Below are 21,814 nucleotides of genomic sequence, written 5' to 3'. Positions count from 1 at the left end.
AAGAAAAAGGGCATCTCATTTGAGATGCCCTTTTTACATGGTGGGTCGTGTAGGATTCGAACCTACGACCAATTGGTTAAAAGCCAACTGCTCTACCAACTGAGCTAACGACCCTGAAAATGGTCGGGGTGAGGGGATTCGAACTCCTGACATCCTGCTCCCAAAGCAGGCGCGCTACCGGACTGCGCTACACCCCGAGATTGGCTCCGCGACCTGGACTCGAACCAGGGACCCAATGATTAACAGTCATTTGCTCTACCGACTGAGCTATCGCGGAACTGAACTTCGGTACAACTTTACAACTTTTTTGCTACTTCGAAGCTTGTGTTAGCTTCGGTCTCTTTGGCTATCCGCTTTCGCGTTGTCGCTGCTGAGGCCGGCTATTCTACAGTCTTCGTTTTGCTTGTCAACCACTTTTTTTCATTCAACTTACTGATTTGTAAGTTGTTTTGCGGTCACCGGTGTTGCTGGTGATTCGCTTAGTGCCTGACAACGCGGCGTATATTAGGGGCACTCTAAAATTGATGCAAGCAAAAATTTCAAAATTTTCAGCAAGTTAACAAACCCGCCCGGAAAGGCCCGATTTTACTGGGGTTGTGCCGGCGGCATCGCGGGCAAACCCGCCCCCACTGGTACTGCACAGCTCGGGGAGATGGCACTATCACCCAAAAAAAACCCCGCCGAAGCGGGGCTTTCAAACGGGGTAATCAGCTGAAGACGATCTCGTCGCCTTCCACCTTGGCGGTAATCGCCGTCCCGGGGATGAACTTGCCGGCCAGGATCAGCTGCGCCAAGGGGTTTTCGATCCAGCGCTGAATCGCACGCTTCAACGGCCGTGCGCCATACACCGGGTCGTAACCGACCGCAATCAACTTGTCCAACGCCTCTGGGCTCAGGCTCAGCGACAGCTCGCGCTCCAGCAGGCGGCTGCGCAGGCGGCCCAGCTGGATCTCGGTAATGCCGGCGATCTGCTCGCGGCCCAGCGGTTCGAACACCACCACCTCGTCGATACGGTTGATGAACTCGGGGCGGAAGTGCGCCCCTACTGCATCCATCACCGCCGCACGCTGGGCTTCACGGTCGCCGACCAGTTCCTGGATCTGTGCAGAGCCCAGGTTGGAGGTCATTACAATGACCGTGTTGCGGAAGTCCACGGTGCGGCCATGGCTGTCCGTCAGGCGGCCATCTTCCAGCACCTGCAACAGCACGTTGAACACATCAGGGTGCGCCTTCTCCACTTCGTCCAGCAGCACCACCGAGTAAGGCTTGCGCCGTACGGCTTCGGTCAGGTAGCCGCCCTCTTCATAGCCCACATAGCCTGGTGGGGCGCCGATCAGGCGAGCCACGGAGTGTTTCTCCATGAACTCGGACATGTCGATGCGCACCATGGCCTCTTCGGTGTCGAAAAGGAACTCGGCCAAGGCCTTGCACAGCTCGGTCTTGCCCACACCGGTAGGGCCAAGGAACAGGAATGAACCACTTGGCCGGTTGGGGTCGGACAACCCTGCGCGGGAACGGCGCACGGCGTTGGCCACCGCGGTAACCGCCTCGCCTTGCCCAATCACACGCTGGTGGAGCAAGTCTTCCATCTTCAGCAGCTTCTCGCGCTCGCCCTCCAGCATCTTCGACACAGGAATGCCGGTCCACTTGGAAACAACTTCAGCAATTTCTTCCTCGGTGACCTTGTTACGCAGCAACTGGTTATCGGTTTTGCCGTGCTGGTCGACCATCTGCAGGCTGCGCTCCAGGTCCGGGATTACCCCGTACTGCAGCTCGGCCATGCGGCTGAGGTCACCTTTGCGGCGTGCGGCTTCCAGCTCCTGGCGGGCCTGCTCGATCTTTTGCTGAATCTGCGCCGAACCCTGCACTTCGGCTTTTTCCGATGCCCAGATCTCTTCCAGGTCGGAATATTCGCGCTCAAGCCGCTCGATTTCTTCGGTCAGCTTTTCCAGGCGCTTCTTCGCAGCCTCGTCTTCTTCCTTCTTCAGCGCCTGGGATTCAACCTTCAGCTGAATAAGGCGACGGTCCAGGCGGTCGAGCACTTCCGGCTTGGAGTCGATTTCCATACGGATGCGGCTGGCCGCCTCGTCGATCAGGTCGATGGCCTTGTCGGGCAACTGGCGGTCGGTGATGTAGCGGTGGCTGAGCTTGGCGGCGGCGATGATTGCACCGTCAGTGATGGCGACCTTGTGGTGCACTTCATAGCGCTCTTTAAGGCCACGCAGAATCGCAATGGTGTCTTCCTCGCTGGGCTCTTCCACCAGTACTTTCTGGAAGCGGCGCTCCAGGGCTGCGTCTTTCTCGATGAACTGGCGGTACTCGTTCAGCGTGGTAGCGCCCACGCAGTGCAGTTCACCACGGGCCAATGCGGGTTTCAGCATATTGCCGGCGTCCATGGCGCCCTCGCCTTTACCGGCACCGACCATGGTGTGCAGCTCATCGATGAACAGGATTACCTGCCCTTCCTGTTTGGACAGCTCGTTCAGCAGGCCTTTCAGGCGCTCTTCGAACTCGCCCCGGTATTTGGCACCGGCGATCAACGCGCCCATGTCCAGCGCCAGCAGGCGCTTGCCTTTCAGGCCATCGGGCACTTCGCCGTTGATGATGCGCTGGGCCAGGCCCTCGGCGATGGCCGTTTTGCCCACGCCGGGCTCACCAATCAGCACAGGGTTGTTCTTGGTGCGACGCTGCAGCACCTGTACCGTGCGTCGGATTTCGTCGTCACGGCCGATCACCGGGTCCAGCTTGCCCTCTTCGGCACGCTTGGTCAGGTCGACGGTGTATTTGTCCAGGGCCTGGCGGGACTCTTCGGCATTGGCGTCGTTGACGGCAGCGCCGCCGCGCAGGTTATTGATGGCGTTTTCCAGGGCTTTCTTGCTCACGCCCTGGCTCAGCAGCAGCTTGCCGAGCTTGCTGTTCTCATCCATGGCCGCCAGCACCACCAGCTCGCTGGAGATGAACTGGTCGCCTTTCTGCTGGGCCAGGCGGTCGGCCTGGTTGAGCAGGCGCGCCAGGTCCTGGGACATGTTCACGTCGCCAGTGGGGTTCTGGATTTTCGGCAGCTGGTCGAGTTCTTTTACCAGCGCCTGGCGCAGGCTGTGGATATCGAAGCCCACCTGCATCAGCAGTGGCTTGATGGAGCCGCCCTGCTGCTCGAGCAGTGCCTGCAACAGGTGCACGGGCTCGATGGCCGGGTGGTCCATGCCAACGGCGAGGGATTGCGCATCGGATATTGCAAGCTGCAGCTTGCTGGTCAAACGGTCTATTCGCATGGGTTACCTTCCTTTAAAAGGGCAGGTCGGAGCGATGGACAGCGCCTGTTATGAAGAAACCTGCCTGAGATGCCTTATAGATAAGGCTGATTCTGGAAGATTCAAGCTTAGCGGGGTTGACCGAAGTCATTGGGATGGATTAGTGCAGGCGATGAAGCCAGAGCGGTTAGCGCTGACCGAGCCAGACCAGCGATGCAAAACGCCCACCTTGCGGTGTACGGCGGTAAGAGAAGAACCGCTCATCACTGACGGTACACAGCCCGCCGCCATAAACAGCCGTTACACCGCTGGCTGCCAGGCGAATACGCGCCAGCTCATAGATGTCGGCCATCAACTTGCCAGGCCGCGCGCCCTCGACGAAGGCACGCGCTGCTTCGGGGTGCACGGCGGTGAAAGCATCGCGCACTTCCAGCCCCACTTCGAACGCTTGCGGGCCGATAGCCGGGCCCAACCACACCAGCACCTCTTCAGGCGCCAGGGCCAGGCGTTGCAGCGTGGCTTCCAGCACGCCACCTGCCAGCCCGCGCCAGCCGGCATGGGCTGCGGCCACACGGGTACCGGCGCGGTCGCAGAACAGCGCAGGCAGGCAATCGGCGGTCATGACCGTGCAAGCGATACCGGGCTGGTGTGTCCAGCTGGCGTCCGCTTCGGCTACCGCAGTGGGGTCGGCGTCGGCGACCACCAGCCCGTGCACCTGTTTGAGCCAGGCTGGCTGAATGGCGAACTCACAGCTCAGGCGACGACGGTTCTCGGCGACCGCAACAGGGTCATCCCCCACGTGGTCGCCCAGGTTGAGCGTGTCGTAAGGCGGCAGGCTGATACCGCCCCGACGAGTGGTGACGCAGGCGCGAACCGAGGCTGGCGCGGGCCAGTCAGGTATCAGCAGCGTCTGCGTCAGCTCGCTCATCCGATGAAGCTCTCGCGGTCCTGGTTCAGCAAGGACAGCAACCACACAAAGTCGTCCGGCAGCGGCGATTCCCACTCCATGCGTTCACCGGTGGTCGGGTGGTGCAGCGCCAAAAAGCGTGCATGCAGCGCCTGGCGCGGGAAGGTTTTCACGGCCTCGACCATGGTCGGGCTGGCAGCCGGCGGAATGCGGAAGCGCCCGCCGTAGGTCTGGTCACCCACCAGGGGGAACCCGACGTGGGCCATGTGCACACGGATCTGGTGGGTACGCCCGGTTTCCAGCTTCACCCGCACATGGGTGTGCGAGCGGAAGCGCTTGAGCACCCGGTAATGGCTGACCGCAGGCTTGCCGCCGTCGGTTACTGCCATGCGCTGGCGCATGCCGCCGTGGCGGCCGATGGGGGCATCGATCTTGCCACCTGCGGTTACCACACCGACCACGATGCATTCGTAGATCCGGCTGACCGAGCGCTTTTGCAGCTGGTCGACCAGGTTGGTCTGCGCCTGCAGGGTCTTGGCCACCACCATCAGCCCCGTGGTGTCTTTGTCCAGGCGGTGAACGATACCGGCACGGGGCACGTTGATGATGTCTGGCACATGGTGCAGCAGGGCATTGAGCAAGGTACCGCTGGCATGCCCGGCAGCCGGGTGCACTACCAGACCGGCGGGTTTGTTGATGACCATGATCTGGTCGTCTTCATAGACGATGTCGAGTGCGATGTCCTCGGCTTCCCACTCGCCCTGGGCTTCCTGTTCGGCCTCAAGGGCCAGAACGGCGCCACCATGGACGGTGTCACGCGGGCGCAGGACAGCGCCATCGACCGTCAGACGGCCTTCTTTGATCCACGAAGTCAGCCGCGAGCGCGAATACTCGTCGAACAATTGGGCGGCGACCTGGTCGAGGCGTTGACCGCCCAGTTCGGACGGTACCTCTGCGCTAAGTTGAATGATCTCGGACATGCTCGATTCGGCGGGCGCACAGCCTTTGGTTTCGGCTGCGAGCTTGTGGTTAAATACGGCTTCTTTTGTCCCGGGGTTGGCCGGGGCGCTCATCATAACAGGACGGCCCCGCCCAAGACAGCGGCCGTCAAAGGGACGCAAGCCGCCATGCAAGTGAAACACCTGCTGCTGATCGCCATCCTCGGGCTCACCGCGGCCTGTTCCTCTAACAAGGAAGTCATCGACGAGAACCTCAGCGAGGCCGAGCTGTATCAGCAGGCCCAGGCTGACCTCGACAATTCCAGCTACACCAGCGCCGTGAACAAGCTCAAGGCCCTGGAGTCGCGCTACCCGTTCGGCCGTTATGCCGACCAGGCGCAGCTCGAGCTGATCTACGCCAACTACAAGAACGCCGAGCCGGAGGCTGCCAAGTCGGCTGCAGAGCGGTTCATTCGCCTGCACCCGCAGCACCCGAACGTGGACTACGCCTACTACCTCAAGGGCCTGACCTCGTTCGACCAGGACCGCGGCCTGCTGGCGCGCTTCCTGCCGCTGGACATGACCAAGCGTGACCCGGGTGCCGCCCGCGACTCGTACAACGAGTTCGCCCAGCTGACCAGCCGCTTCCCCAACAGCCGCTACGCGCCGGACGCCAAGCAGCGCATGATCTACCTGCGCAACCTGCTGGCCTCGTACGAAATCCATGTGGCTGACTACTACCTGAGCCGCCAGGCTTACGTGGCAGCGGCCAACCGTGGCCGTTACGTGGTCGAGAACTTCCAGGAAACCCCTTCGGTTGGCGATGGCCTGGCAGTGATGGTGGAGTCGTACCAGAAGATGCACCTGGACGACCTGGCCGCCACCAGCCTGGAAACCCTCAAGCTCAACTACCCCGACCACCCGAGCCTGGCCGATGGCGAGTTCCAGCCCAAGCAGACCGAGTCTGACGGCCGCGGCTGGCTGTCCAAGGCCACGCTGGGCCTGATCGAAACCGACACGCCGCTGCCGCCAGGCGAAACCCGCGCCAACCAGGACGTGGTCAAGCAGTTCCAGGACGCGCGCGACGAAATCCCGAAAGAGCTGCTGCCCAAGGACGAGAACGGCGACCCGATCGAGCCGCAAGGGCCGAAGGAAGCCGAGAAGGATCGTTCGTGGTTCAGCTACATGACCTTCGGCATGTTTGACTGATCTGCCGAGAGGGAGGCCTGGGGTGACCCCGAATTAGGCCTCCCTTTTTCTCTGGCGCCGTCCTAGACTGTCGGCTTCATCATTCGACAAGCTGAACACCATGGTTCGCCTACTCTTCTGGATCGTCCTGATCGCCGCCGCGTTCTGGCTGTGGCGCAAGTTCAAAGTCAGCCAGCAATCCCGCCCCGAAACGAAGCTGGATGCGCCCCTGAAAATGGTGCGGTGCGCCCATTGCGGCGTGCACTTGCCCACCGACCGTGCGCTCACCCAAGGCAACGAGTGGTATTGCAGCCAGGCCCACCTGCAACAGGGGCCTGGCCGTCAGGGCTGAAACTGCGCCCGGGCTGCTAACCCAAGCGCCCCTGCGGGGCATACGGTGCCGGGTCGATGATGGGCTCGGCCCCGGTCAGCAGGTTTGCAAGCAGTTGGCAGGACGCAGGCGCCAGTACCAGCCCGTTGCGGTAATGCCCACAGTTCAGCCACAACCCATCATGGCCCGGCACTGGCCCGATGTACGGAATGCCTTCAGGCGAACCGGGCCGTAGCCCCGCCCAATGCGCCACCACGGGCGCCCCTTCCAGCTCGGGCAGTAACTCCACCGCCGACGCCTTCAGGCTGCCCAGCGCTTCGTCCGTCGGGGTTTTGTCGTAGCCGGCGTGTTCGAGCGTGCTGCCCACCAGAATGTGGCCGTCTCGCCGGGGGATTGCATATCGCCCTTTGGCCAGCACCATGCTCGGCAGAAAATGCTCGTCGCATTTGAACAGGATCATCTGCCCCTTCACCGGCTCCACCGGCAATGCCAGGCCCAAGGTGCGCAACAGGTCGCCACTCCAGGCACCAGCACTGAGCACCACATCATCCGCTGCCAGCACCTCGTCGGCCAGTTGCACACCGGTAACCCGCCCGCCTTGCTGGACGAAGCCGGAGATCTGGCAGTGTTCACGCAGGGTGACGTTGGGCAATGCCAGTAGCGCTGCCTTAAGCGATTTCACTAGGCGCGGGTTGCGCACATTGGCTACGCCGGCCATGTAGATGGCCCGGCCAAACCCCGGCCCCAACACCGGCACTGCAGCGTAAACCGCTGCAATATCCACGGCACTCAAGGGCCGCTGCTGACGCGCCGCCCAGGCCAGTGCCTCGGCCTCGTCGTCCAGGTCCAGCCAGTACAGGCCGGTGGTGTGCACTTGCGGGTCAACGCCGGTGGTGGCGAACAGGTGCTGGCCCAGCTGTGGATAGAAATCCTGCGACCAGTGCGCCAACGCGGTGACGGCAGGGCTGTACCGCCACGGGTACAGCGGCGACACGATGCCACCGCCAGCCCAGGACGACTCACGGCCAACTTCGCCCTGATCGCACACCACTACCTGCCCGACGCTCGCCGCCAGGTTGTATGCGGTCAGCAGGCCGATTACCCCGCCCCCAACCACCACTACTTGCTTGCTCATGTGTAGATCCAACACCTGAAGTTAAACTGCAATGCACCGGGCATCATTGAACCTTCAGCTTCCCCAGCAATGCGTGCTGTCGATGGCACCTGGGTTGCCGCGTACCCCAGCATGGTCGAGCTGGAAGTCGCCACAACGGTCGTCGGCCATGCGCCCCTGCGGCAGCCGCAGGGCGCGCAGCGTGAAGGTATCGCTGCCACGCAGGGCCTGCAGGCTGTAGTCACGGTTACCGGCGGGCAGGTACAGCTCGCCCTCGGCATACTGGCCGGTGAGCACACGATGCCGCTCAAGCCGTAGCGCAGCGTCGTGCAGCAGGCCGGCCACTTCGCTACGGGCGGCCTGCCGAAGGTGGTCGCTGTAGGCGGGGTAGGCAATGGCTGCCAGAATGCCGGTCACGGCCAGCACAATCAACAGCTCGATCAAGCTCAAGCCTTGCTGCATGTCAGTCTCCCTGCACTCTTTGCCGCCATGCGATGCGGCGGATTTGATCGCCGTTGGTGGCGTAGACCGCCTCCAGCACATGCCGCGGCTGCGCCTGCAGGCTTACGGCCGTGACTCTGAACAACGTGACAGGCAGCCCCTCCGGCACATGGGCGGCACGCGTGCTGATACCCAACTGCTGTACCTGATAGAACCCCTCCGGCGCTTTGTGCCAGTGGCCCTCAAGTGCGTGGGGGCGTTCAGGCGGGGCGCACGGTTGGCACGGTGCAGGCGCCTGGTGATGCAAAGCCCCCTGCCCTGCCAGCAACGTTGCCTCGGCCTGCTCAAATGCCAGCAAGCCATCACGCAGCACCCCGGCCATCTGCGTCTCAACCAGCGCGGCACGCAAGGCCGAGGCTGCGAGTACACCCAGCAACAGGCTGATGACCAGCGCCAGCAACAGCACCACCCCGCGCTGACGCTTCATGGCAAAACAGGGTTGCGCAGGGCAACACTCAAGCGGTGCCGCTGCTGCAGCTGCAAGGCGGGGTCATGCAACGCAAGGTCCAGGTCGATACGCTGGCTGCCAGCGCTTGTGAGGTAGGCGATATCCAACGACCGCACGTGCTCCATCAGCGGCTGGGTGCTGTTACTGCGAGTGAAATACAACGTGCTGCCCCTTAGTTCGTAACGGTGCCGGCTGATGGGAATAGCCAGTTCACCGCTGCCCTGCACCTGCCCCACGGCAACCTGGGCGTGGTCCCGGCAATTGGTAAGCACGGTCCAGTCCGGGTGCAGAACGTGGCCGGCCACATCCGCCACGATCAGGTTCAGGCTCGACGGGCCTACCTCCACTGGCCGGGTGAAAGCCAGGCGGGTGGCACTGTCGGGAAAGTCGCCAGGCAGCAAGCGCAGGCAACCGAACATGCCAGCCATGCGAATATCCTGGGCCATGCGCAGCAACGCCAGGCGTGCGTCCTCCTGCATGCGCAAGGCAGCGCCCTGCAACCGCCACACCTGATGGGCAGAAGCGAACAGTTGGCTGGCAGTTGTCAGCAACATCAGCCCAATCGCCAGCGCCAGCAGCAGCTCCAGTAAGCCGAAGCCCCGTTCGACGCGCCTCATGGTTGCGCCCGCTCACGATCACTGTGAGCCGCCAGCGCCGCCTGCACGTCGACCCTGGCCCTGTCGGTGGCCTGCAGTGCCTTTACCTGGAGCGCCGCTGCCGCGAACAGGCCGGCGCCCAGCACCAGCACTGCCAGCAGCACTTCCAGCAAGGTCATGCCTTGTTCCCTTGCGTGCATCCTTGCACCTCCTGTGACTTTTCGCGCAGGTGTGGTGTACACCTGCCACTGGCAGGGTTGCTCAACGCCCGTGAAGCTACAGCCAAGCACTTCCCGGGAGGAATGCACGGTGAAGCAACGTGGCGTAACACTGATACAAATATTGTCGGCACTGGCCATCGCGATGCTGCTGTCACAGCTGGGCATGCCGGCCTACGCCACGTTCAGCGACGACCTACATCGGGCCGCTGCCGCGCGGGACCTGGCACAAGCCCTGCGAAGCGCTCGTGGGCACGCCATGCTGCAGGGCCAGCCGGTACGGGTGCAGGCACTGGACAACGCGTGGGGCAATGGTTGGGTGGTGATGCTCGAGCACAATGGGCAGGTGCTGCGCGAACACCGCCTGCCACGGCCACTGCGCATTGCGGGCAACGTTGGCGCAACCCTGAAGTTCAGCGCGGTGGGCATCCCCATGAGGCCTGGCGGTGGCTGGCTGGGGGGCACGCTGGACATTTGCGAGCGGGACACCGCGCTAAGCCGGCATCAGGTGGTGCTGGCTTCGAGCGGCAGGGTCAGGGTGGCGACCGAAGTGAATGAGACGCCACAGTGCCGGGGCACCTGACCAAAGGCGGCAGTTGAGGCCCGCCTTAAAGCAGCGAGCGCACGCGCAGCTCTTTGGGCATGGAGAAGGTGATGTTCTCCGCACGCCCGTCCAGCTCCTCGGCACCGGTTGCGCCCCAGGCCTTGAGCTGTTCGATCACACCCCGTACCAGTACCTCGGGGGCCGACGCACCTGCCGTGATGCCAACCCGCGCAGCCTCGGTGAACCAGCCCTGTTGCAGGTCCTCGGCACCATCGATGAGATAGGCCGGTGTACCCATGCGCTCGGCCAACTCGCGCAGGCGGTTGGAATTGGAACTGTTGGGGCTGCCCACCACCAGCAACACGTCACACTCGTCGGCCAGTTGCTTCACAGCGTCCTGACGGTTCTGCGTGGCGTAGCAGATGTCATCCTTGCGCGGCCCGCCAATGTTCGGGAAGCGTGCACGCAGGGCGTCGATCACCCGGCTGGTGTCGTCCATGGACAACGTGGTCTGGGTCACGAAGGCAAGGTGGTCAGGGTCTCTGACCTGCAAGCTGGCGACATCGCTCTCGTCTTCGACCAGGTAGATGGCACCGCCATTGCTGGCATCGTACTGCCCCATGGTGCCTTCCACTTCCGGGTGCCCTTCGTGGCCGATCAGGATGCATTCGCGGCCGTCACGGCTGTACTTGGCCACCTCGATGTGCACCTTGGTCACCAGCGGGCAGGTAGCGTCGAACACCTTCAGGCCACGGCCTGCTGCTTCCTGGCGTACGGCCTGGGAAACCCCGTGGGCGCTGAAGATGACGATGACGTCATCCGGCACCTGGTCCAGCTCTTCGACGAAAATGGCGCCACGGTTGCGCAGGTCTTCGACCACGAACTTGTTGTGCACCACTTCGTGACGCACATAGATTGGCGGGCCGAAGACTTCCAGGGCACGGTTGACGATTTCGATCGCCCGGTCGACCCCCGCGCAGAATCCGCGGGGGTTGGCGAGTTTGATTTGCATGCTCGGCTCCAGGCTTACAGGGCCTTCACTTCGAGGATCTCCACCTCGAACGTCAAGGTCTTGCCAGCCAGTGGGTGATTGAAGTCGATGGTCACCTGGTCATCATCGAACGCTTTGACCACACCGGGCAATTCGGCGTTGGCGGCATCCTTGAAAATGATCAGCAGCCCTTCGGACAGCTCCATGCCCTCGAACTGGGACCGCGGCATGACTTGCACGTTCTGCGAATTGGGCTGGCCGAAGGCGTTCTCCGGGGCAACCACCACCGTACGCTTGTCACCGGCCTTGAAACCGAACAGTGCGGTTTCGAAACCGGGCAGCAGGTTGCCATCGCCCACCTTGAAGGTGGCCGGGGCCTTGTCGAAGGTGCTGTCGACGGTGTCGCCGTTTTCCAGGCGCAGGGCGAAGTGCAGCGTGACTTCGGTGTTCTGGCCGATACGAATGTCAGTCATGGGCCGGCTCCTCGGTCTTCTTGCTCTTGAACATGTCCAGCGCCAGCATCACCGCACCCACCGTGATAGCGCTGTCAGCCAGGTTGAACGCCGGGAAGTAATGCCGGTTCTGCCAGTGCACCAGGATGAAATCGACCACATGCCCCAGCACGACGCGGTCCCACAGGTTGCCGATAGCGCCACCCAGCACCAGCGCCAGCGCCACGGCCAGCCAGGTTTCGTCACGCCCAAGGCGCTTGAGCCACACCACCAGCACGGCACTGACCACCACGGCGATGAGGGCGAACAGCCAGCGCTGCCAGCCTGCCCCGTCTGCCAGGAAGCTGAAGGCAGCGCCGGTGTTGTAGGCCAACGTCCAGCTGAAGTAATCAGGGATTACCACGATTTGCTGGTACATGGTCAGGGCGTTGTCGAAATACAGCTTGGTGGCCTGGTCCAGAACCAGCACCAGCAAGCTCAGCCACAGCCATGCAAGGCGCCCGAAGCGCCCCGCTGCAGGGTTAGGCATAGTGGCGCACCTCGCCCTGGCCGGTCAGGTTCTCGACGCAACGGCCGCAGATTTCCGGATGCTCCGGGTGGCTGCCAACGTCGGCACGGAAGTGCCAGCAACGGCCGCACTTGATGTAGCCGGACTTCACCACTTTCAGCTTCAGGCCTTCCACTTCGGTGGCCACGGCTTCGGCCGGCGCCTGAGCGAACGGCACCACGCTGGCGGCTGAGGTGATCAGCACGAAGCGCAGCTCGTCACCCAGCTTGGCCAGGTCGGTGCTCAGGCCTTCGTCGGCGTACAGGGTGACTTCGGCTTGCAGGTTGCCACCGATGACCTTGGCGGTGCGCTGGTTTTCCAGCTCCTTGTTGACCGACGCCTTGACCGCCATCACGCGGTCCCAGTAGGCGCGGTCCAGCTCGGTGCCTTCAGGCAGCTCGCTCAGGCCCTCGTACCAGCCGTTGAGCATGACCGACTCGTTACGCTCGCCCGGCAGGTATTGCCAGATTTCGTCGGCGGTAAAGGCCAGGATCGGTGCAATCCAACGCACCAGTGCTTCACTGATGTGGTACAGCGCGGTCTGGCAGGAGCGACGCGCCACGCTGTTGGCGCCGGTGGTGTACTGGCGGTCCTTGATGATGTCGAGGTAGAAGCCGCCCAGCTCCTGCACACAGAAGTTGTGCACCTTGGAGTAGACGTTCCAGAAACGGTACTCGCCGTAGTGCTCTTCCAGCTCACGCTGCAGCAGCAAGGTACGGTCAACCGCCCAGCGGTCCAGTGCCAGCATGTCTTGCGGCGCCAGCAGGTCGCGCGCAGGGTCGAAGCCAGACAGGTTGGAAAGCAGGAAGCGGGCGGTGTTGCGGATGCGGCGGTAGGCATCGGCGCTGCGCTGCAGAATCTGCTCGGAAACCGCCATTTCACCGGAGTAGTCGGTAGCAGCAACCCACAGGCGCAGGATGTCGGCACCCAGGGTGTTGTTGACCTTCTCTGGCTCGATGGTATTACCCAGCGACTTGGACATCTTGCGGCCGTTCTCGTCCACGGTGAAACCGTGGGTCAGCAGCTCGCGGTACGGCGCGTGGCCGTCGATGGCGCAACCGGTCAGCAACGACGAGTGGAACCAGCCACGGTGCTGGTCGGAACCTTCCAGGTACAGGTCGGCGCGCGGCCCGGTGGCGTGGCCGATGCTGTGAGAGCCGCGCAGCACATGCCAGTGGGTGGTACCGGAGTCGAACCACACATCCAGGGTGTCGGCGATCTTCTCGTACTGGTCGGCTTCAGCACCCAGCAATTCGCTGCCATCGAGCTTGAACCAGGCCTCGATACCTTCCTGCTCCACTCGCTTGGCCACCTCTTCCATCAGCTCGACGGTGCGCGGGTGCAGCTCGCCGGTCTGCTTGTTGAGGAAGAACGGAATCGGTACGCCCCAGTTGCGCTGACGCGAGATGCACCAGTCAGGGCGGTTGGCGATCATCGAGTGCAGGCGTGCCTGGCCCCAGGCCGGGACGAACTTGGTGTCTTCGATGGCCTTGAGGGCGCGCTCGCGCAGCGGCTCACCGGTGCTTGGCTGCTTGTCCATGCCAACGAACCACTGCGCTGTGGCGCGGTAGATCAGCGGCGACTTGTGGCGCCAGCAATGCATGTAGCTGTGGCTGATGGTTTCGGTGTGCATCAGCGCACCGACTTCGCTCAGTTTCTCGACGATGGCCGGGTTGGCCTTCCAGATGAACTGGCCGCCGAAGAACGGCAGCGACTCGGCATACACGCCGTTGCTCTGCACGGGGGTGAGGATGTCGTCGTTGACCATGCCATAGCGCTTGCAGGTAACGAAGTCGTCTTCACCGTAGGCTGGCGAGGAGTGAACCACGCCGGTACCGGCACCCAGCTCGACGTACTCGGCCAGGTAGATGGGCGACAGGCGGTCGTAGAACGGGTGGCGGAAGTTGATCAGTTCCAGCGCCTGGCCCTTGGCAGTGGCGATGACTGCGCCTTCCAGACCGTAGCGGGCGAGGCACGGCTCGACCAGTTCTTCAGCCAGCACCAGCAGACGCTCGCCGGTGTCGACCAGGGCGTAGGTGAAGTCCGGGTGGATGTTCAGCGCCTGGTTGGCCGGGATGGTCCACGGGGTGGTGGTCCAGATCACGATGGCAGCGGGCTTGCCCAGTGCCGGCAGGCCGAAGGCAGCTGCCAGCTTGGCTTCGTCGGCGACCGGGAACGCCACATCGATGGTCTGGGACTTCTTGTCGGCGTATTCCACCTCGGCCTCGGCCAGGGCTGAACCGCAGTCGAAGCACCAGTTCACGGGCTTGAGGCCCTTGAACACGAAGCCTTGCTTGACCATCTCGGCCAGGGCGCGGATTTCACCGGCCTCGTTGGCGAAGTTCATGGTTTTGTACGGGTTGCCCCAGTCACCCAGCACGCCCAGGCGGATGAACTCGGTTTTCTGCCCTTCGATCTGCTCGGCAGCGTACTCGCGGCACAGCTCGCGGGTGCGGTCGGCAGACAGGTGCTTGCCGTGGGTAACCTCGACCTTGTGCTCGATCGGCAGGCCGTGGCAGTCCCAGCCCGGCACGTACGGCGCATCGAAGCCGGACAGGGTCTTGGAGCGGACGATCATGTCCTTGAGAATCTTGTTCAGCGCGTGACCGATGTGGATCTTGCCGTTGGCATAGGGCGGGCCGTCGTGCAGCACGAACTTGGGACGATCCTTGCCAATTTCGCGCAGCTTCTGGTACAGGCCAATGCTGTCCCAGCGCTGCAGGATCTGCGGTTCGCGCTGAGGCAGGCCGGCCTTCATGGGGAAGGCGGTGTCCGGAAGGTTTAGCGTGGCTTTGTAGTCGGTCATTTCAGGCTCTTGGTTAGCGGTTGAGCGTGCCAATGTGCACGTGCGGCGGCGATATCCGCATCGATCGCCGACTTCAGCGCCTCCAGGGAGGCGAATCGCTGCTCTTCACGCAGCTTGTGGTGGAACACCACCGTCAGGCGCCGGCCATACAGGTCGCCGGCATAATCCAGAAGATGAATTTCCAGGTGCGGGCGCCCATCACCGGCAACGGTGGGGCGCACGCCGATATTACCGACACCCGGCCAGGCCTTGCCGTCGATCTCGATGCTGGCCAGGTAGACCCCGGACAGCGGCACGCGGCGGCGCTTGAGCTGGATGTTGGCAGTGGGAGTACCGAGCTGGCGGGCCAGCTTCTGGCCGTGCAACACGCGGCCAGTGATGCTGTAAGGGCGGCCCAGCAGGTGTTCGGCCAGTTCGAAGTTGCCATCGGCCAAGGCCTTGCGCACTTCGGTGCTGCTGACCCGCAGGCCGTCCTGGATCACCGTATTGGCGGCCTCGACGGTAAAACCGTACTGCTGGCCGGCCTGGACCAAAAAGGCGAAGTCACCTGCGCGGTCGCAGCCAAAGCGGAAGTCGTCGCCCACCTCCAGGTGCCGCACGCCCAGGCCATCGACCAGGATGGCCTTGACGAAGTCATCGGCGCCGAGTTCACCCAGGCGCTGGTTGAACGCCAGGCACAGCACCCGGTCGATGCCCTCGTCGGCCAGCAGCTCGACCTTGTCGCGCAGGCGGGCCAGGCGGGCCGGTGCAGTATCGGGGGCGAAATATTCGCGCGGTTGCGGTTCGAAGATGACCACGCAGGTGGGCAGGCCCAGTGCCTGGCCGCGCTCACGCAGGCGCGCCAGGATAGCCTGGTGGCCGCGGTGAACCCCGTCGAAGTTGCCAATGGTGGCGACACACCCCCGGTGTTCGGGGCGCAGGTTGTGAAGACCTCGAACCAGCTGCATAACGCGCTTCTTGCTCATAAAGTGGCCGATTATAACCACACCCGGGCGCCGGTAACAGGCAACAGCGCCCAAGGGCGGCATGGAATGTGAAAAACCGACACCTGGCCCGGCCGTGCTTCAGTGCAAGGCTTTGCGGGCGAAATGCCGGGGCCGGAAACCGCACAGGTACAGGCAGCCAAAATAGGTCACCACCCCTGCCATGATCAGCGCCCCTAACCGCAACAGGCGCTCAAGCATGTTGCCCTGCTCCCAGGCGGGTAGGTAATGAAGGCCGGCCAGCAATACCGCCGACATCAGGCTGACCGCCAGCACCAGCTTGCACAGGAACAACACCCAACCGGGTTGCGGCTGGAACAGCTGATGGCTGCGCAGCTTCCAGAACAGCAGGCCGGCATTCAGGCAGGCGCCCAGGCTGATCGCCAAGGCCAGCCCAGCGTGTGCCAGGGGGCCTACCAGTACCAGGTTGAACAGTTGTGTGCACACCAGGGTGAACACGGCAATTTTCACGGGTGTGCGGATATTCTGCTGGGCATAGAAGCCGGGTGCCAGCACCTTGACCAGGATGATTGCCAGCAACCCTACCGAATAGGCGACCAGGGCACGCTGGGTCATGGCCGCATCTACCGCACTGAACTTGCCGTACTGGAACAGCGCAACCGTCAGTGGCTCAGCCAGCAAGGCCAGGCCCAGCGTGCAGGGCAGTACCAGCAGGAAACACAGGCGCAGCCCCCAGTCGAGAATCCGCGAGTATTCCTCACGGTCCCGGTTGGCGTACGTCTTGGCCAGGGTCGGCAGCAGAATGGTCCCCAACGCTACGCCCAGCACGCCCGAAGGCAGTTCCATAAGGCGATCGGCGTAGTACATCCACGATACCGAACCGGCTACCAGGAACGACGCGAATATCGTGTTGATGATCAGCGAGATCTGGCTCACCGACACCCCGAGGATGGCGGGCAGCATCTGCTTGAGCACTCGCCACACCCCGGCGTCGCGCAGGTTCAGCCGCGGCAGCACCAGCATGCCGATCTTCTTCAGCGCCGGCAGTTGATACAGCAACTGGGCCAGGCCGCCCGCCAGCACACCCCAGGCCAGGGCCATGATCGGCGGGTTGAAGTACGGCGTCAGCCACACGGCGAAGGCGATCATGGCCACGTTCAGCAGGGTGGGCGTGAAGGCCGGCACCGTGAAGCGGTTCCAGGTATTGAGGATGGCGCCCACCAGGGACGACAACGAGATCAGCAATATATAAGGAAACGTCACCCGCAGCAGGTCGGTGGTGAGCTGGTATTTCTCGGCGCTGTCGACGAACCCTGGGGCAGTGGCCCACACCACCCAGGGTGCGGCCAGGATGCCGATGGCGGTGACCACGGCCAGCACCAGCGTCAGCAGCCCGCTGATATAGGCCACGAACGTGCGCGTGGCCTCTTCGCCCTGCTGGCTCTTGTATTCGGCCAGGATGGGCACGAATGCCTGGGAAAACGCGCCTTCGGCAAAAATGCGCCGCAGCAGGTTGGGCAGTTTGAAAGCAATGAAGAAGGCGTCGGTGGCCACCCCGGCGCCAAAGATGCGCGCAAGGATGGTGTCGCGGACAAAGCCCAGCACCCGGGAAATCATGGTGATTGAGCTGACCGCAGCCAGTGATTTGAGCAGGTTCATCGAAAAGATTCACGCCAATGGCAGAGGACGCTGCCAGACAGCGTCCGAATGTGCGATACTCCCGCGCCTTCGCAGGGGAGCCAAAAATTCCCGAGTTTACAGGTCGCGCAGCAGAAAGGAATCTTTCCCGCCTGTTGGTGCACCGCTCGGCGGAACCTTGCAAGTGGCCTTGACATCCGGTCGACTCATCGGCATGATTCGCGGCCTATTTTGTTTGCTATTTACCTAAAGTCTTTCGAGGAGCTCGACGGTGGCCAACACACCTTCCGCCAAGAAACGTGCAAAACAGGCTGAGAAGCGTCGCAGCCACAACGCCAGCCTGCGTTCCATGGTCCGCACCTACATCAAGAATGTAGTCAAGGCCATCGACGCAAAAGACGCCGACAAAGCACAAGCTGCTTACGTTCTGGCTGTACCTGTAATCGACCGTATGGCCGACAAGGGTATCATCCACAAGAACAAAGCTGCTCGTCACAAAGGCCGTCTGAATGGCCACATCAAGGCGCTGAAAGAAACTGCAGCTGCCTAAGCGACGTGCTAGTCGAAAAACCGACCCTAGGGTCGGTTTTTTGTTGCCTGCAGTTTGTAGTTTGAGCCCTCTACATCAAGGGGCCGCTGCCAACGGCCCCTCGATGGGTCACTTGCCCAGCTGAATTTTCGGTGCCCATTGCAGCCAGTCATCCTCGGCCTTGTCGAACAACGCGAAGGTCTGCTGCGGCCGCGCAGGGTTACCCATGCGCTCTCCATCCGGCGTGGCAAAGGCGATGCCGCCGTCGATCAGGGTTTCCAGCGACTCGGTACGCACGGTCGCCCCTTTCAACAGACCCCAGTCGAAACCGAAGCCACTGCTGTTCCAGAAACGGCTGCCGCTGCGCACCAGGCTGGCATAACGGGGCTCGATCAGGATGTGGATCAGCACGCGGTCAGCGCTCTGGCCAAGCTCGAAGCCAGTGACCTTGCCCACTGCGACCTCGCGGTAGGTCACCGGCACACCAGCCTTGATCGAGCCGCGGCGCGGTGCACTGAGGGTCAACGGCAGGCCTACTTCAGGGCCCGCTACCTCCGGCGCATCAGCCAGGGCAATGAAATCACGCTGCGGCCCCCGGTCCTTGGCGGCAGGCTGCACTTCCAGGTATTGCCCGCTGATCAAGGTATCAAGGTTTTCTGTACGCACCAGGCCCAGGGCCGGCTTGACCACCCAGAACTGGGTGCCAACACGGGCGATCTTGTCAGCCGCCTCGGTGATACGCGCGCGCAACAGCACGGCCTGAAGGTCTGCCGTAAGGTCGACGCTCTCGATGCTACCCACATCCAGCCCACGGAAGCGGATGGCGGTACCTGGCTTCAATCCATCAGCCCGCTGCACCCGGATGGTAACCAGGGTGCCCGCACGGTTTACGGCCTCCTGGTTCTCATGCAGGCGGAAGCGCGGAATGTGGCGCTTGAGCGGTGCATTCGCCCGTGGCGTGTCGAAGGCGATACCCCCTGCCATCAAGGTTTGCAGGGATTCACTCTTCACCTTGATACCCGAGAGGCCACCGGTAAGGGTAATGCCGCTGGCATTCCAGAAGCGTGACGATGCATTGACCAGCTTTTCGTATTCCTTTTCGATGTGAACGCCAATCAGGATACGGTTGCTGTCGCGGGCGAACTGGTAGCTTTGCACGCTGCCCACTTTCACCTGGCGGTACATCACCGGGCTGCCCACTTCGAGCGAGCCCAGGGTATCGGCGAACAGCACCATGTGCAGGCCGGGCGCTTTCAGGTCCAGTGGCGGCGCCTTGGCCCGCGCTTCGAACTCACGCTCAGGCCTCGCGCCCTTCTCACCCGGGCGGATGGCGATGTAGTTGCCCTTTACCAGCGCTTCCAGGCCGGTGATCCCGGCAAGCGAGATCGACGGCTTGACCACCCAGAACTGGGTGCCCTCCACCAGGTAATCCTCGGTCAGCGGGTCCAGGGTGAGCTCGGCGGTGGCGCTGGAAAGGTTGTCCTCCATCTTCAGGGTTTTCAGCGACCCCACCTGGATACCTTTGTACATGACCGGCGTACGGCCAGCCTGCAGGCCCTCGTAGTCGCTGAGCTTCACCTTCACACGGATGCCCGCCTGGGCGGCATCGAAGTCCTCATAAAGCCGGAACGGCAGGCTCGGGTCGGTTGGCGGGCTGTCCTTGCGATGCTCCGGCGTAGCGAAGGCGATACCACCAGCAACGATGCTGGACAACGACTCGCTGCGCACTTTCACGCCAGAGAGCGAGGCATCGATGCTGACGCCGCTGGCGTTCCAGAAGCGCGTGTGCTTGCGCACCAGGTTGGCGTAGGCAGGTTCAATGAAGACCTTTACCTCGACCGTGCTCTGGTCGTCAGACAGACGATAGCTCTTCACCCGCCCAACCTGGATCTGCTTGTAGAACACCGGGCTGTCGCGGTTGAGTGACCCCAGCCTCTCGGCCTTCAGCACAAGGTGCAGCCCCGGTTCGGAATCCGAGAGCGGGGGCGCAACCTTGAGTGCGGTGAAGCGCTTGGTCGGCTCGCCCTCCCCTGGGCTGACGGCAATGTAGTTACCTGATACCAGCGTTTCTAGCCCGGTAATACCTGCCAGGCTGACGCTGGGCTTCACCAGCCAAAAGCGGGTGCCTTTGTTCAGGTGGTTCTCTGCCGCCTGGTTCATTTCGATAGTGGCGATGACGCCCTGATTCTCACCCTTGGCATCCAGCACCAGGCTTTTCACCTTACCGACAGGCATGCCCTTGTAGATTACCTCGGTCTTGTTGGCGACGATGCCTTCGCCCGACTCGAAGCGCACTTCAATCTGCACGCCAGCTTCGCGGTAGGCCTGCCACGCAAGCCAGCCGCCGATCATCAAGGCGATCAGGGGCAGGATCCAGATGGCCGACCAGTTGGAAGCGGGGCGGGTTTTGGCCGTTGGCAGGTCACTCATGGTCGTCATCCGACTCCGTATTGTCCCAAATCAGTCGGGGATCGAAGGTCAAAGCAGCAAGCATCGTCAGAATCACCACGGTTGCAAAGGCGACAGCGCCCAAATTGGCTTCGACACTGGCTATCCGCCCGAAATTCACCACTGCCACCAGGATGGCAATGACGAAGATATCGAGCATGGACCAGCGCCCTATGAATTCGATGAAGCGGTACATCCAGATGCGTTGCCGTGCTGACAGTGGCTGGCGACGCTGGACCGAATACAGCAGCAAGGCAATACCCACCAGCTTGAACGTCGGCACCAGGATACTGGCAACGAACACTACCGCAGCGATCGGTACCATGCCGTGTTTGAGCAGGGCAATGACGCCCGACATGATGGTGTCGGGGCTGCCCTGGCCAAATGAGCTGACCGTCATGATCGGCAGCACATTGGCAGGGATGTACAGAATGAACGCCGCCACCAGCAGCGCCCAAGTTCGCACGATGCTGTTGGGCCTGCGTGCGTGCACCAAGGCACCACACCGGGTGCAGGTTTGCGAAGTGTCGCCAGGCACCTGCCGGTTCAGTTCATGACACTCATTGCAGACAACAATGCCTGCATCAATCGCCCGCATGCAGGTCCTCCCCCGATAACGCACTCCAGATCTGGTGCGGTGACATCACCACTTCAAGCCACACCTGAACCAGCAACAGGCTGATGAAACAGAACAGGCCAAGGCCCACGGTAATCTCGGCCAGGTCCACGAGTTTCACGATGGCCACCAACACACCCATGAAATAGACCTCGAGCATGCCCCAGTCTCGCAGGTGGTGATAGATGCGATAAAACAGCAACCCAAATTTGCGCCCAACGTTCAGCCGAATGGCCAGCAACACAGCCAACTGGCAAAGCAGCTTGGACAACGGAATCGCCATGCTGCACAGGAACACGACAATGGCCACGCCACGCATGCCCGAGTCGTACAGGCCCAGTACGCCACTCCAGACCGTGTCGTCCGAGGTTTGACCCAATAGGTGCAACTGCATGATCGGCAGGAAGTTGGCCGGGATGAACAGCAGCAGCGCAGTGAGCACCAGGGCCAGGCTGCGGTTCACCACGTTGTGCCGGTGGGCGTATAGCTCGTATCCACAGCGTGGGCATAACGCCTTTTCACCATTGTGTAGAACAGGCTTGCGCAGCAACAGATCACATTCATGGCAGGCGACCAGTTCGTCCAGCGGTAGGTCGGCCAGTGCTTCTGGTTCGGCAGGGTTGGGCATAGGGTGCTTCTGACTGGGTGGGTGGGGTTATTCTAGTGGCCTTGGCTGGGTTTGTGGGAGGCGCTTGTGTCTAGGCAGGCCCAAAGGGGCGACGGTTCACGGGCCCGACCAGCGTCGCTTTTTCATCGCACAAAGACAAAACCCCTACCTGCATGCGCAGATAGGGGTTTTGCGAAATG

General features: G+C 62.3%; 21 protein-coding genes and 3 tRNA genes. 4 read left to right on the top strand and 20 right to left on the bottom strand.

What is annotated here, in order from left to right; genetic code table 11:
* Nucleotides 1-38 precede the first annotated feature (38 nt).
* From IAE33_RS11125 to rluD, 6 genes are all read right to left on the bottom strand, one after another.
* Nucleotides 39-114: transfer RNA gene (locus IAE33_RS11125), tRNA-Lys, on the bottom strand.
* 6 nt (nucleotides 115-120) lie between these two features.
* A tRNA-Pro gene (locus IAE33_RS11120) sits at nucleotides 121-197 on the bottom strand.
* 4 nt (nucleotides 198-201) lie between these two features.
* A tRNA-Asn gene (locus IAE33_RS11115) sits at nucleotides 202-277 on the bottom strand.
* 430 nt (nucleotides 278-707) lie between these two features.
* Nucleotides 708-3,272: an ATP-dependent chaperone ClpB gene (clpB, locus tag IAE33_RS11110; RefSeq protein ID WP_028631774.1), complete on the bottom strand. Its 2,565-nt coding sequence runs from the start codon at nucleotides 3,270-3,272 to the stop codon at nucleotides 708-710.
* A gap of 166 nt (nucleotides 3,273-3,438) precedes the next feature.
* Nucleotides 3,439-4,179 carry a peptidoglycan editing factor PgeF gene (pgeF, locus tag IAE33_RS11105; RefSeq protein WP_201163543.1) on the bottom strand — a complete coding sequence of 247 codons (741 nt, stop codon included), beginning with the start codon at nucleotides 4,177-4,179 and terminating at the stop codon, nucleotides 3,439-3,441.
* Nucleotides 4,176-5,138 carry a 23S rRNA pseudouridine(1911/1915/1917) synthase RluD gene (gene rluD, locus IAE33_RS11100; protein WP_028631776.1) on the bottom strand — a complete coding sequence of 321 codons (963 nt, stop codon included), beginning with the start codon at nucleotides 5,136-5,138 and terminating at the stop codon, nucleotides 4,176-4,178. The genes pgeF and rluD overlap by 4 nt, the downstream gene beginning before the upstream one ends.
* A gap of 147 nt (nucleotides 5,139-5,285) precedes the next feature.
* Between rluD and IAE33_RS11095 the strand changes: the two genes are divergently transcribed.
* Both IAE33_RS11095 and IAE33_RS11090 read left to right on the top strand, forming a co-directional pair.
* Nucleotides 5,286-6,305, top strand: coding sequence for an outer membrane protein assembly factor BamD (locus tag IAE33_RS11095; protein ID WP_028631777.1), 1,020 nt, complete (start codon nucleotides 5,286-5,288; stop codon nucleotides 6,303-6,305).
* Between the two features lie 100 nt (nucleotides 6,306-6,405).
* Nucleotides 6,406-6,636 carry a PP0621 family protein gene (locus IAE33_RS11090; RefSeq protein ID WP_201163542.1) on the top strand — a complete coding sequence of 77 codons (231 nt, stop codon included), beginning with the start codon at nucleotides 6,406-6,408 and terminating at the stop codon, nucleotides 6,634-6,636.
* Between the two features lie 16 nt (nucleotides 6,637-6,652).
* Here the strand turns inward: IAE33_RS11090 and IAE33_RS11085 are convergent, their stop codons facing one another.
* From IAE33_RS11085 to IAE33_RS11065, 5 genes are read right to left on the bottom strand one after another with little or no spacing between them, the layout of a single operon-like run.
* Nucleotides 6,653-7,750: an NAD(P)/FAD-dependent oxidoreductase gene (locus tag IAE33_RS11085; RefSeq protein ID WP_201163541.1), complete on the bottom strand. Its 1,098-nt coding sequence runs from the start codon at nucleotides 7,748-7,750 to the stop codon at nucleotides 6,653-6,655.
* Between the two features lie 54 nt (nucleotides 7,751-7,804).
* Nucleotides 7,805-8,191, bottom strand: a complete 387-nt coding sequence (locus tag IAE33_RS11080) for a type IV pilin protein (RefSeq protein ID WP_201163540.1) — start codon at nucleotides 8,189-8,191, stop codon at nucleotides 7,805-7,807.
* Between the two features lies 1 nt (nucleotide 8,192).
* Nucleotides 8,193-8,657, bottom strand: coding sequence for a hypothetical protein (locus tag IAE33_RS11075; protein WP_201163539.1), 465 nt, complete (start codon nucleotides 8,655-8,657; stop codon nucleotides 8,193-8,195).
* Nucleotides 8,654-9,295 (bottom strand): PilW family protein, encoded by a 642-nt coding sequence (locus IAE33_RS11070; protein ID WP_201163538.1) that lies wholly within the window; start codon nucleotides 9,293-9,295, stop codon nucleotides 8,654-8,656. The genes IAE33_RS11075 and IAE33_RS11070 overlap by 4 nt, the downstream gene beginning before the upstream one ends.
* Nucleotides 9,292-9,474: a prepilin-type N-terminal cleavage/methylation domain-containing protein gene (locus IAE33_RS11065; protein WP_201163537.1), complete on the bottom strand. Its 183-nt coding sequence runs from the start codon at nucleotides 9,472-9,474 to the stop codon at nucleotides 9,292-9,294. Before IAE33_RS11065 ends, IAE33_RS11070 begins: the two co-directional genes overlap by 4 nt.
* Nucleotides 9,475-9,583: 109 nt before the next feature.
* Between IAE33_RS11065 and IAE33_RS11060 the strand changes: the two genes are divergently transcribed.
* Complete coding sequence (locus IAE33_RS11060; protein WP_201163536.1) at nucleotides 9,584-10,075, top strand: GspH/FimT family pseudopilin; 492 nt, start codon at nucleotides 9,584-9,586, stop codon at nucleotides 10,073-10,075.
* Nucleotides 10,076-10,100: 25 nt separating this feature from the next.
* Here the strand turns inward: IAE33_RS11060 and ispH are convergent, their stop codons facing one another.
* The 6 genes from ispH to murJ form a co-directional block, all read right to left on the bottom strand.
* A complete protein-coding gene (gene ispH, locus IAE33_RS11055) occupies nucleotides 10,101-11,048 on the bottom strand; it encodes a 4-hydroxy-3-methylbut-2-enyl diphosphate reductase (protein WP_028631785.1) in 948 nt (315 codons plus the stop codon).
* Between the two features lie 14 nt (nucleotides 11,049-11,062).
* Nucleotides 11,063-11,500, bottom strand: a complete 438-nt coding sequence (locus IAE33_RS11050) for an FKBP-type peptidyl-prolyl cis-trans isomerase (RefSeq protein ID WP_028631786.1) — start codon at nucleotides 11,498-11,500, stop codon at nucleotides 11,063-11,065.
* A complete protein-coding gene (gene lspA, locus IAE33_RS11045) occupies nucleotides 11,493-12,008 on the bottom strand; it encodes a signal peptidase II (RefSeq protein ID WP_060482371.1) in 516 nt (171 codons plus the stop codon). Before lspA ends, IAE33_RS11050 begins: the two co-directional genes overlap by 8 nt.
* The gene (gene ileS, locus IAE33_RS11040) at nucleotides 12,001-14,832 is read right to left on the bottom strand and encodes an isoleucine--tRNA ligase (protein WP_201163535.1); all 2,832 of its coding nucleotides are present in this window, start codon (nucleotides 14,830-14,832) and stop codon (nucleotides 12,001-12,003) included. The genes lspA and ileS overlap by 8 nt, the downstream gene beginning before the upstream one ends.
* Nucleotides 14,829-15,779, bottom strand: a complete 951-nt coding sequence (gene ribF / locus IAE33_RS11035; protein ID WP_201163534.1) for a bifunctional riboflavin kinase/FAD synthetase — start codon at nucleotides 15,777-15,779, stop codon at nucleotides 14,829-14,831. The genes ileS and ribF overlap by 4 nt, the downstream gene beginning before the upstream one ends.
* Before the next feature lie 117 nt (nucleotides 15,780-15,896).
* The gene (gene murJ / locus IAE33_RS11030) at nucleotides 15,897-17,435 is read right to left on the bottom strand and encodes a murein biosynthesis integral membrane protein MurJ (RefSeq protein WP_028631790.1); all 1,539 of its coding nucleotides are present in this window, start codon (nucleotides 17,433-17,435) and stop codon (nucleotides 15,897-15,899) included.
* A gap of 250 nt (nucleotides 17,436-17,685) precedes the next feature.
* Between murJ and rpsT the strand changes: the two genes are divergently transcribed.
* Entirely contained in the window at nucleotides 17,686-17,964 is a 279-nt protein-coding gene (rpsT, locus tag IAE33_RS11025) for a 30S ribosomal protein S20 (protein ID WP_028631791.1), read from the top strand.
* 108 nt (nucleotides 17,965-18,072) lie between these two features.
* Here the strand turns inward: rpsT and IAE33_RS11020 are convergent, their stop codons facing one another.
* From IAE33_RS11020 to IAE33_RS11010, 3 genes are read right to left on the bottom strand one after another with little or no spacing between them, the layout of a single operon-like run.
* A complete protein-coding gene (locus tag IAE33_RS11020) occupies nucleotides 18,073-20,373 on the bottom strand; it encodes a PqiB family protein (protein ID WP_201163533.1) in 2,301 nt (766 codons plus the stop codon).
* A complete protein-coding gene (locus tag IAE33_RS11015; RefSeq protein WP_028631793.1) occupies nucleotides 20,366-20,989 on the bottom strand; it encodes a paraquat-inducible protein A in 624 nt (207 codons plus the stop codon). The genes IAE33_RS11020 and IAE33_RS11015 overlap by 8 nt, the downstream gene beginning before the upstream one ends.
* Nucleotides 20,976-21,635, bottom strand: a complete 660-nt coding sequence (locus IAE33_RS11010) for a paraquat-inducible protein A (protein ID WP_201163532.1) — start codon at nucleotides 21,633-21,635, stop codon at nucleotides 20,976-20,978. The genes IAE33_RS11015 and IAE33_RS11010 overlap by 14 nt, the downstream gene beginning before the upstream one ends.
* Between the last annotated feature and the right edge of the window lie 179 nt (nucleotides 21,636-21,814).

It is taken from the genome of Pseudomonas sp. S60 (genome assembly GCF_016647865.1).
GTDB classification, from domain to species: Bacteria; Pseudomonadota; Gammaproteobacteria; order Pseudomonadales; family Pseudomonadaceae; genus Aquipseudomonas; species Aquipseudomonas parafulva.
Note: the sequence above shows the minus strand (reverse complement) of the source record. Positions and strands in the feature narration are given on the sequence as shown.